This window comes from Pontibacter beigongshangensis (assembly GCF_014332515.1).
Classification (GTDB): domain Bacteria; phylum Bacteroidota; class Bacteroidia; order Cytophagales; family Hymenobacteraceae; genus Pontibacter; species Pontibacter beigongshangensis.
The window spans coordinates 22494-33823 of record NZ_VFSD01000036.1 but is presented as its reverse complement, the minus strand read 5'-3'; the positions used below and the strand labels follow the sequence as shown (position 1 = coordinate 33823).

Here is an 11330-nt window from a genome sequence, read left to right as displayed (position 1 = left end):
AGGAGGTGCAGCAGAAAATAGACAGGCAGGTATCACTGCCCACGGGTTACTTTGTAACCTATGGGGGGCAGTTTGAGAATCTGCAGGAAGCAAACCAGCGGCTCTCGGTGGCCGTTCCGGCTGCATTGGCGCTGATATTCCTGCTGCTCTTCTTCACCTTCGGCTCCGTGCGCCACTCGCTGCTCATCTTCACGGCTATTCCGCTGTCGGCCATCGGGGGCATACTGGCCCTGTGGCTGCGGAATATGCCCTTTAGCATATCGGCCGGGGTAGGCTTCATCGCCCTGTTCGGAGTGGCGGTGCTCAATGGCATCGTGCTCATCGCCGAGTTCAACCGGCAGCGGAAGGAAGAGGGCGTCCAGAGCCTTCGTCAGGTGGTGCTCAACGGCACCTCCATACGCCTTCGCCCTGTGCTGATGACGGCCACGGTCGCCTCCCTGGGCTTTTTGCCGATGGCGCTCTCCAGCACGGCCGGGGCTGAGGTGCAGAAACCGTTGGCCACGGTAGTGATCGGGGGGCTAATCACCTCCACCATGCTGACGCTGGTGGTGCTGCCCGTGCTTTACATACTCATCGAAGGGTATCTCTCCAGCAGAAAGCAGCGCAAAGCGAGTGGCAGCGGGCTCCCGGCTACCGCTATAGTGACAATCATGGCCACGGCCGCCCTGCTCATCGGCGGGCCGCCGCAGGCACGGGCCCAGCAGGCAGTGGAAGTGTACACGCTGGATGAGGCCGTTGCCAGGGCAATTAGCCGGAACCCCTCCGTAGAGGCCGCCAGGCTTGGCATCAAAAGGAGCCAGTCGCTCAAAGGGGCAGCCTGGGACATCAATAAGACGCAGCTGCAGTACTCCACCGGCAAGCTGGAGTCTGGAGCGTATGACAACGAGGCTTCGGTGTCACAGACACTTGCCTTCCCGGCTGTCTATGCCAGGCAGGCAAAGCTGGCCGAGGAGCTGACCCAGGCAAGCAGGATCGGCCTTACCCAGCGCCAGCGGGAAGTCGTCCGCGACGTGCGGCTCAACTACTACGGGCAGGTCTACGCGCTTTCACGGCTCCACCTGCTCACCTATCAGGACAGCCTGTACACGGCTTTCCTCAGGGCCGCCCAGGTCAGGCTCCGGACCGGGGAGACCAACCTGCTGGAGAAGGTGACGGCCGAGACGCAGCTGTCCGAGGTGCGCAACAGCGTCTTTCAGGCGGAGGCCGACAGGGCTGTGTTCCAAGAGCGCCTGCAGGCCTTGCTGGCGACCGACACGCCGATAGCCACGGCAGACACGGCCCTGAACCGGCTGCCTCTGCCTGGCATAACAGAGGAAATGCTCGAGCAGAATCCGGGGCTTCGCCTGGCCCGGCAACAGGTTGAGGTGCGGAAGGCGGAAACCAGGCTGGAACGGGCCAGGCTACTCCCGGACCTTCAGTTGGGCTACAAGAACCGGACGATTTCCGGGAACCATGGCAGCAGAAGAGCGGAGGAGTTCGAGCCGCCGCAGGAGGTGTCCATCGGTGTGGCCATCCCACTGTGGGCAAAGCCGCAGAAGAGCCGTATAGAGGCGGCTAAACTGCAGGCAGACGCGGCTCAGATGGACCTGCTGGACGCACGCAACGAGCTGCGGGCTGATGTAGAGGCCGCGCTTCAGCAGGCGCTGAAGCTGCAGGGCAGCCTGAATTACTATGAGCGCACGGCCCTGCCGCAGGCGCAGCTCATCATAGACCAGGCCACCAAGGCCTACCGCGTGGGGGAGATCAATTACCAGGACTATATCCTGAGCCTGGGCAGGGCGCTGACCATCCGGTCAAACTACCTGGAGACGCTCTATGCCTATGACAGGGCCGTCATTGAACTCCACTTCATCACAGAAAACCAACAGTAGCCAGCATTGTTAAACAAAAGTCGAATTTATCCCACATGAAAAGGATTATCCATATACTATACTTGACAGGCTTCCTGCTTTTCTCCTCCTGCGGCGGCGCGCCTGAGACGACCGAAGAGGCCGCGCAGGAGCGAACAGAGGAGCATGGGGAAGAGGACCCCAACATGGCCGAGCTGACAGATGAGCAGTATCGGGTGGCCGGCATTACCTTAGGGAAACCGGAAATGCGCAACCTGAGCAACACCCTCGTCCTGACCGGAAAGCTGGACCTGCCGCCACAGAACAGGGCCGCTGTCAGCGCTCCCCTGGGTGGATTTGTGAAGAGTACGGATTTACTGGAAGGCATGCGCGTAAGGAAAGGGCAGCTGATCGCCAAAATCGAGAACGCAGAGTTTGTGACACTGCAGCAGGATTACCTGGAGGCCAGAAGCCGCCTGGATTTCCTGGAGCTGGAGTATGGAAGGCAAAAAGAGCTGTCCGCCGAGCAGGTCACCTCCGCCAAGACCCTACAGCAGACAACTTCCGAGTATCGGTCTGTGCGGGCGCAGGTGGAGGGGCTGGGGGAGCGGCTGCGCATCATCGGCGTCAACCCCGCCTCTTTGCGGGAAGGCAGTATCAGCCGCATCCTCCCCGTACATGCCCCGATAAACGGCTATGTGACCTACATCAACGCCAATGTTGGGCAATTTGTGAACCCGACGGACGTGCTGTTCCGAATCGCCGACACCGATCACCTGCATGTGGAGCTGACGGTGTTCGAAAAAGACGTGCCGGCGCTAAAAAAGGGGCAAGACGTACTCTACTCGCTGTCCAATGAGACGCTGGCGAGCCGCAAGGCTACCATCTACCTGATCGGAAAAGAGATAAGCCAGGAGCGGACGGTGCAGGTGCATGCCCACATGGAGGAGGAGGACAAGGACCTGGTGCCGGGCATGTACGTGCAGGCGCGGGTGGCATTGGACGGCCATCAAGTACTGGCACTGCCGGAGGCGGCGGTGGTACAGGATGCGGGCCGTGACTTCGTCTTCCACTACACCGGCCAGGAAAAGGAAGGCGGGACGGTGATGAGGCGTTTCCGCATGGTGCCGGTGGAGCGGGGAACGGAGGAAGGGGGCTACGTGCAGGTGGCCTTTCCTGCCGGGGTTGATACCGCTGCCGCAAATTTTGTGACCAAAGGTGCTTACTCTCTGCTTTCCAAGATGCGAAACGCGGAAGAGGAAGGAGGCCACCATTAAACGCTGGGCCATGCTACAGACCCCAGACCGTATCCTACAAGAGAAGGGAGTGCGCCCGACGGCTATGCGCCTGTTGGTGCTAGACTTCCTTCAAGCCCAATCATCGGCAGTGAGCCTGAATGACCTGGAGGCTCATTTCCTTCGCTCAGACCGGATCACCTTGTATCGCACCCTCAAAACCTTTGAGGATAAAGGGCTGATACATAGCATAGAGGACGGAACAGGTTCTACGAAGTATGCGCTCTGCCAAGAAGGCTGTGCATGCGCCCCTGAGGATATGCACGTGCATTTCTTTTGCAACAAATGCCGGGAAACGTTTTGCCTACCGATGTCCCGCATCCCAAAGACTCCACTCCCTGGCAACTTTACCATGGAGGAGGCAAGCCTGCTGGTCAAGGGCCTCTGCGGCAGTTGTGCCACTGGAAATGCAATGCGATTGCAGGCCAAAGAGCCGTAATTTTAGGGAGTAGAACAAACAAAAAGGACTATGAAACTTTATTGGAACATGCCAGCCCCGCTCCGCCCCTGGTACCGACAGGAGCTGACCGCTTACCGTACCTGCTGGAAAGAGGGCAACCTTCCAGCTGCCTGGAGGCATTTGGAGAGAGTTCACATTCTGGGGCAACCCTACCCGCTGGAGCATACGGCCGTACACTGGCGAATGCTCAGGTTTGGGCTTAAGACGAAGAACACAAGAGAAGCAATCGGTCAGCTTCCCCGCCTGTTGGTTGGTGGGGTGAAGTTCTGGGCGGGAATGATCCCAGTGGGCAATACGGGAGGAGCCAATGTTCCGCCGCTCCGGCCCATGCCGATCCCTGATGACCTACAGCAGATCATAAGATCTGCTAATAACCATTAAAACAGAAGAGAATGGCAAAGAGCGAGAATACATCTAAAAGCATAGAAGAGGATTTTAAGCCGCTGGAGATTACCTCTCCCAGAACGGCGGAGGCTCCCGGCCCTAATGTCGGGGCGGAATGCTGCGCTGCGGACGGGAAGACAAAGCATGCCGGTGCTGTGGAGCATGGGCAGGCTGAAGAGGAAGCCAGGAGTTCCTACGCCCCAACCATCATTAGCCTCGTGCTGCTGTTGGGAGGCATATTGCTGGACTACCTCGACACCTCGTGGTTCACCGGGCATGTGCGGCTCATGACCTTTGGAATAGCCTACGTATTGGTAGGCTGGCGCGTCGTTTGGCATGCCATCAAAAGCCTCAGGAGCAGCTTCTTCAACGAGTTCTTTTTGATGACCATGGCGACTCTAGGAGCCTTCTACATCGGGGAGTACGCCGAGGGCGTGGCTGTGATGCTCTTCTACGTGATCGGCGAGCATTTCCAGGAGGCGGCCGTGCTGCGGTCCCGCCGCTCCATCAAGGCCCTGATCGACAACAGGCCCGATGAAGTGGGACTGGTTACCGATAAAGGCATTTCCACCAGAAAGGCTAAAGAAGTACGGGTAGGGGATGTGATACAGGTAAAAGCCGGTGAGAAAGTGGCCCTGGACGGGGAAATGCTTTCCGACAGATCATCCTTCAACACCGCGGCGCTTACCGGTGAGTCGAAACCTGACACGAAGAAAAAGGGCGAGACAGTATTGGCAGGCATGATCAACCTGGACCGGGTGATCGAGTTGAAGGTGACGGCGGCATACGAAAACAGCGCCCTGTCCAAAATCCTGAAACTGGTGGAAGAAGCCAGCGGACGTAAAGCCAAAACGCAGCAGTTCATTACCAGGTTCGCCAAAGTATACACGCCCATCGTGTTCTTCCTGGCCATGGGCTTAGTTTTCACCCCATACTTTTTCGTGGAGGCCTACGACTTTGACCAATGGCTGTACCGGGCGCTGATCTTCCTGGTGATCTCCTGCCCCTGTGCCCTGGTTGTCTCTATACCGCTCGGCTACTTCGGTGGCATTGGGGCAGCATCGCGCAACGGGCTACTGTTCAAGGGGGCGAACTTCCTGGACCTGATGACGCAGGTGGACACGGTGGTAATGGACAAGACGGGCACGCTGACCGAGGGCGTCTTCAAGGTGCAGCGCGTAGAGACAGTGCTACCCGATAAGGAGTGGTTCCTGTCGGCTGTGGCTTCGCTGGAGAGTAAGTCCACGCACCCGATTGCCCAAGCCATCGTTTCAGCGGTGGGAGAGGCTCACCAGAGGCTCTCGGCAGGGAACGTGGAGGAGGTGCCTGGCCACGGGTTAAAAGGCGAAGTGGACGGCAGGCAGCTGTTGGTGGGAAACAGCCGGATGCTGGACAAGTACAGCATCGTCTATGATTCCGGCCTGAAGGAAATTGTGGAGACGATCGTAATAGTGGCCGTGGATGGAGCGTATGCAGGTTTTATCACCATCGCTGATAAAGTAAAAGAGGACGCTCCACTGGCCGTGAGGAGGATGCGGGAGCTGGGCGTGAAAAAGCTGGTGATGCTCTCAGGCGACAAGGACTCGATTGTGCAGAAGGTGGCCCGTGAACTGAAGCTCGATGCGGCGTATGGGGGACTGCTGCCGCAGGACAAAGTGAGTCAGGTGGAGAAGCTGAAGGCAGAGGGCAGAACCGTTGCGTTTGTGGGTGACGGCATCAACGATGCACCGGTAATCGCCCTTGCCGATGTGGGTATGGCTATGGGTGGCCTTGGTTCAGACGCGGCCATCGAGACGGCGGATGTGGTGATTCAGACAGATCATCCCTCCAAAATCGCTACCGCCATTAATATCGGCAAGAAGACCAAGCAGATCGTGTGGCAGAACATCGCTCTTGCTTTTGGGGTGAAGGCCATTGTGCTGATACTGGGTGCAGGAGGGCTGGCGACTATGTGGGAGGCGGTCTTTGCCGATGTGGGCGTGGCCCTTCTGGCTATACTGAATGCAGTGCGGATTCAGCGGACAAAGTTTAACTGATGCGGCAAGCTCATACTTAGGTGCTGAACTTTGTAAGTGAACGATACCGGCATTGGTATTCCGGAGCATTTGCGGATCTTTATTAAATACCCTCTACCAACGTAGAGGATTAGATATGGTGGTAGCTGGAAACTAAAATTGCTACTGGTCTAAAAAACGGCAAGTTTTTGATACTAAATGTGTTGTTGAACGGCCGCGTGCTTGAGGAGCCGCTGCGTTAGCAAGGTTGTTTAAGCATTGTGTTATATTGTGTAGTGTTTATGTGTAAATTAAAATATCATATGGCAAAGGAGGAGTATATTTAATACACATATACTAATTAGATATAACAAAAAATCAACTAGTCGATGAGTACCAGATCAGAAAACCAACAAAAGAAGCAGCGCCAAAAAGAATTTAAGGAGAGAAAAGAAAACCAGGAGCGCCTTAAAGCTGCTGCAAAAAATGCTAAACACGGTATATCTAGGAATGACGATGAAAATGATGGGATGCACAAAGCTGCCTTGTCCTAATATAGCTTGACAACAACTGCCCTATAAAATGGCGGTATCTCGATACAGCAAAAACAGCAGTTTAAGCGTTGCTGGACGTTGCTGAGGCTGTTGATAGCCGTTTCTGAGTGTTGTTGCTCCACGTTGCTGGCTGTTTCTGCTAACTTAGCACTTGTCACTTTCAGTAGCCGTGGCTGTAAAATATGGCTGTTTTTAGCCTCCCATCTGTGTTCTACGCTGTGATTGCTACCCAATTCATGGTCTGATACAGCAGCAACGTTTAGCAACAAGCCCTTTAGGCAGTGTCCCGTAAAACGCGGGTATTTATGAGCTAAGTCTGCAGTATTAATTTCCTGCTGGATAATTACTCTGCTATCTTCCATCTCTGTAATTTTGTAAAGGAAAAAAGAAGAGCATCCGGTGTGTTTTCGGATAGGGGACCGTCAGCATGAATTAGCCGGGTGGCTTCTTCTTTTTTAAGAAGTGTAAGAACAATGGTGACAGTTGCTCCTGTGTTTTTGTCTTTAGAGTCTCATCATCGCATTCCAGCTTATTTCTGAAAAGAGGTTCATTGCCCTCTATCTACTTGATTTCATTGCTTTTACTTTCTTAATTTTTGTGTCAGTCAAGAAGCTTTGATATTCGTTTGTTTCCAATCCATACAAAGCGATTTTCCCGTTGCTGTCGCAATGAACCCCAAAACCGTAACTTTTTGTCAGAGGCAAGGCTCGAAAACAAGGTTGCCCTTTGGAGAAAAATTGTTCCCTAGCTCGATTATACTCTACTTCTGTTAGATTATTTCTAACTGCATATACCTGAAAAAAGACCTCGTCTGAAGTAAACTTATACGGGCTTTTAGCAATTAGCTCGTACTTCATTTCAGCAACAGTCCTTTTCTCTTTTGTTGGAGGTGGTGTTCCGCAAGTTGTCTTTGTGTCTTCAGCCACCTCAATAAAGGTGTCAAAGTAGTTTGTCGAATGTGCTTTCATTTTCTGTAGCTTTATAGGTTTTCACGAAAGGTTTTTTGAGTGGACTGTAACCTGCCGTGTAGCAGGGACTACTTCTGATAACAGAGATCTTTTACCAAATTTGTTAGAATCCTGTATCATAATTCCTGCTTCAATGTAAGAAATTCTGCCGTATCCACGGTGCTTGTATAATCCCTTAAAAGGGCGATTAAATGAGATCCGGGATCAGATTTGACTAGAGCATGTGGCTATTGCTCCACACATCTTTGGTCTAGTCATCTATAAATTGCGTAGGCGCTGCGTAGGTAGAACGCAAGTACTGCGTAGGCTGTAGCGTAAGCAATTCACAAGCTGTCCCAACAGCATCAAAGGGAGGTTCAATAGGTTGTAATTTCATCTAAAAACAGCCAAAAAAGCATCAAAACCACGTACAATAGCCATTTATGGTGTTGCTAGTGCACAACAGCTGCTCCTATGATTTGCTCTCATGCGTAGGCACTGCGTATGCTGCGCGTAGGCACTGCGTATGCTGCGCGTAGGCACTGCGTATGCTGCGCGTAGGCATTGCGTATGCTGTTCGTAGGCATTGCGTATGCTGTTGGAGATCCAATCAGACACTGTCCGTTGATATTCTAATTCCTAAAAAGGACCGTCGTTTTAACGCTACAGCAAAAACAGCAGTTTAAGCGTTGCTAGCCGTTGATGGGTATTGTTGCCGGATGTTGCTGAAGCTGGTTGCTAGCCGTTGCTGAGCGTTGCTGACAAGTTAGCACAGGTCTCTGTTTAGTAACCTTCGCTACAAGATAAGACTGTTTTTGGCCTCTAACCCGCGTTTTACGCTGTGATTGCTACCTAACCTATAAAGCTGATATAGCAGCAACGTCTAGCAACAGGTGTCCCAGAAAACGCGGGTATAACCGATACAGATTTAGGCAATCTTCTGCTGAACGCATAGTAGGAGCAAGCTCTAGCATGAAGCCTGTAGCAACATCATAATTTACAGCTTCAAAACTCTGATGCTTTTCATACTACTTTCTCCCTGTATCTCGCAGATATAAATTCCTGCCTGAAACTCCTTTAGACTTAGTCGCACATGGTTTTTCCCTGGCTGAAACCGTTTATTCGTAACCACCAGAGTCTTTCTGCCAACCATATCGTGCAGTATAATGGATACTTGCTGCGCTACAGGTACCTGGAACTCCAGCAGCGCCTCATTTTCAACAGGGTTAGGATAGCAAATTAACCTTAAACTATCTGCGGTTAAAGCCGGCTGCACAGACAAGGCATTCATGTTTACCTCTTTCACCAGCGTGTCACTGTTACAGTCGTTTTCGACAATCAGTTTTATGCTATATAAACCTGAAGCAGTATAAGTATGGGTTGGATTGGGATCTGTAACGATTGGCGTGCCGTCGCCAAAGTCCCATTTATAGTTGCTTACCCCAATGCTGCTGCTAAGAAAGCTAACCTGCGCTCCGGCTTGATTAAATTCGAAGTTCGCGATCACTGGTTCATTGGCGCAGACTTTTATTCTCTTGGTAACCATTTCGCTCCGGACTCCTTCGCCGTTGACAGCCCAAACCCGCATATCATATTCTTGGTTCTCTGTCAGATCACTTAAATCGGCAGCAAATTCCTCGTCGACTGGCGTATCTGGTTTGAGCACACGGTGAGTCTTAGGTTCGTAAGTGACTGCGTTAGAAGTAAAATCGTATTTCACCGCAACAATATTAGGAGAGCCCTCTACATTTCTAATGTAAAATGAATGCTGCTGCGTGTGCGACCAATTCCCCTGATCGTCTTTAGACCGGATAGAGAGCGTATGAAAGCCGGTAGGAGCCGTGGTCAGGGGTACAACAAACCGTATGTAGCCATCTGCTCCTGCTGTGGCCGTAAGTGGAGTAGCGTTGCCAGGCCCCGGATCTGTACCGATAAAGTACTCTGTGGCTGTAATGGCAGAAGCTTCGTCCATGATGACATAGAAACTGTGCGCCTGCGTGTGCGACCACCGCTTTTGTGTATCCCTGGCGCGCACGTAAATCACACGGTGCCCACTAGCCTGGTTGGCTAAAGCCACCGTAAACTCCTGACTAATGGAGTTACCTGGCGTAATGTTGAGGGCTGTTGCGTTACCAATTCCCGGATCGGTGTCTACAAAATACTCCATCCGGTCTATTTGACCGAAGGCTGGTATAGCTCCACACAGAGCGAACCAGATAATAGCTATATACCGCATGGCCCTTACTGGTTAGCTCGTGCTTTTATACTTACAGGCAAACCATTTTGCCTTGACCCAAAAGACTCGGCATTGAACTCATAGATGGAAGGAATGGGAGGCATACCGGATAACATGTACGGCTGGTTGCCCCCATAAATACCGGGCTGCGTACTCCCAAAGCCAGCTGTTAAATAGGGGGAGTTTTCCTTTAGCTTATACTGCCCGTCCGGACTCGCGCCGGCAGGTCCTACAAACAATTGTGATTCGCTGTAGGTTTGGTTGCCATTACCAGCCGGAATCTGCGTGTTGCTTACTAGGTTGTTCTGAATAGTGTTGGACGATACATTTACGGTAGCATTTCTATTGACTACAATGTTGTTCCGGAAGGAAGATGTGGTTAGTGTAATGTTGGTGCCTAAAAAAATGTTGTGCTCTACTGCTGCAAAAATTCGTTGCATCTGGTTTGTTGATGAGATATTGACACCTCCACCAACTATGTTATTCTTAAAAGCCAATCCTGTAAAGTTATAGGCAGAACTGCTGATTGATAGTGCATTTCCTACAAAATAGCTCTGAATTATCTGGATATTCATCAACTGCCCAATCAAAACGATAGGGTTGGGCATATAACATCGCATAATAATAACGTTATTTGCGTTTACATAGGGAGTGTAGGCCGAACTGCTGGGTGCAAAAGTCAAGCCCATCAAAACACTTCCACTAGCTGTCGGCTCTACAGTTATATTTTGTACGACTGCCTGAACAGGATTTGCCTGCGTTTGCGGGTTGTCTGTCAGAAAATAGCCGGGACCAATTATCACCAGCTGCTTTGTCATGGTGAGCCCTGCATAAGTAGTAGCAGATCCTTCCACCATGAGCGTGTCACCTGCAGCCACGTCTATTTCATTGTGCGCCTCAAGCAGACTGTTGAAAATCTTTTGGCCCTTATCGGTCGGCAACGTGTTATTAACCCGGTATACAGTGGCGTAGGAGGAGTAGGAACATAATAGAAAGAGAAGAACTGTAGAAAGAACGAAAGTAAATTTGATTCTCATGTGAATTAAATTTGAAATTAAATTGACGCGATGAGCACAGGAATGGACAAAGACAAAATTTATTGTCTTACCGTTAGTTGCAGGAGATCATTAATAGCAGCTTACCTAAAAGATAAGTAAGATGGGGAGAGTGAGGTATTTGAACTATAGAAAGGGAAGGTATAAAATTTATATTGATATATCAATATAAATTTAAATTTTATTGCATTGTCATACAATGATAATTGGCAGTCCCACAAATAGCCATTATAGCGTTAAAGCATTAGACAACTGATACAACCCAAGCAAAAACCCTACTTCAGCGACTATTTTGTTACTAGGACGGGACAATAAAAGTTGTATTCCAGGGCGGTATTTCGGTACAGCAAGAACAGCAGTTGCTTAGCGTTGCTAGACGTTGTTGCCGGACGTTGCTGCGTGCTGTTGCTCCACGTTGCTGGTGGTTTCTGCTAACTTAGCACTGGTCTCTTTCCAGTAGCCCTCGCTATAGAACACAGCTGTTTTATGCCTCCAATCCATGTGCTACGCTGTGGTTGCCAGCTAACTTATAAGGCTGATACAGCAGCAACGTCCAGCAACAAGCCTTTTTTGGCG

At 51.5% G+C, this 11330-nt stretch carries 11 protein-coding genes; 6 read left to right on the top strand and 5 right to left on the bottom strand.

The window, feature by feature from the left end; all coding sequences use genetic code 11:
• The 6 genes from FJM74_RS21405 to FJM74_RS21380 form a co-directional block, all read left to right on the top strand.
• Positions 1-1871, top strand: a 1871-nt coding sequence (locus FJM74_RS21405; protein WP_187264691.1) for a TolC family protein, incomplete at its 5' end; no start/stop codon positions are given.
• Between the two features lie 35 nt (positions 1872-1906).
• Complete coding sequence (locus FJM74_RS21400; RefSeq protein WP_187264690.1) at positions 1907-3106, top strand: efflux RND transporter periplasmic adaptor subunit; 1200 nt, start codon at positions 1907-1909, stop codon at positions 3104-3106.
• Between the two features lie 10 nt (positions 3107-3116).
• Positions 3117-3563, top strand: coding sequence for a Fur family transcriptional regulator (locus FJM74_RS21395; RefSeq protein WP_187264689.1), 447 nt, complete (start codon positions 3117-3119; stop codon positions 3561-3563).
• Between the two features lie 30 nt (positions 3564-3593).
• Entirely contained in the window at positions 3594-3965 is a 372-nt protein-coding gene (locus FJM74_RS21390) for a DUF3703 domain-containing protein (RefSeq protein ID WP_187264688.1), read from the top strand.
• 11 nt (positions 3966-3976) lie between these two features.
• Positions 3977-6004, top strand: a complete 2028-nt coding sequence (locus tag FJM74_RS21385; protein ID WP_187264687.1) for a heavy metal translocating P-type ATPase — start codon at positions 3977-3979, stop codon at positions 6002-6004.
• Between the two features lie 347 nt (positions 6005-6351).
• On the top strand, positions 6352-6516 hold the full coding sequence (locus tag FJM74_RS21380) for a hypothetical protein (RefSeq protein ID WP_187264686.1): 165 nt from the start codon (positions 6352-6354) through the stop codon (positions 6514-6516).
• Here the strand turns inward: FJM74_RS21380 and FJM74_RS21375 are convergent.
• The 5 genes from FJM74_RS21375 to FJM74_RS22610 form a co-directional block, all read right to left on the bottom strand.
• Positions 6513-6878, bottom strand: a complete 366-nt coding sequence (locus FJM74_RS21375; protein ID WP_187264685.1) for a hypothetical protein — start codon at positions 6876-6878, stop codon at positions 6513-6515. The genes FJM74_RS21380 and FJM74_RS21375 overlap by 4 nt on opposite strands.
• 195 nt (positions 6879-7073) lie before the next feature.
• Positions 7074-7484 (bottom strand): DUF6157 family protein, encoded by a 411-nt coding sequence (locus FJM74_RS21370; RefSeq protein WP_187264684.1) that lies wholly within the window; start codon positions 7482-7484, stop codon positions 7074-7076.
• Between the two features lie 976 nt (positions 7485-8460).
• Entirely contained in the window at positions 8461-9699 is a 1239-nt protein-coding gene (locus FJM74_RS21365) for a PKD domain-containing protein (protein WP_187264683.1), read from the bottom strand.
• A gap of 5 nt (positions 9700-9704) precedes the next feature.
• The gene (locus FJM74_RS21360; protein WP_187264682.1) at positions 9705-10736 is read right to left on the bottom strand and encodes a hypothetical protein; all 1032 of its coding nucleotides are present in this window, start codon (positions 10734-10736) and stop codon (positions 9705-9707) included.
• Between the two features lie 390 nt (positions 10737-11126).
• Positions 11127-11255 (bottom strand): hypothetical protein, encoded by a 129-nt coding sequence (locus FJM74_RS22610; RefSeq protein WP_262890452.1) that lies wholly within the window; start codon positions 11253-11255, stop codon positions 11127-11129.
• Between the last annotated feature and the right edge of the window lie 75 nt (positions 11256-11330).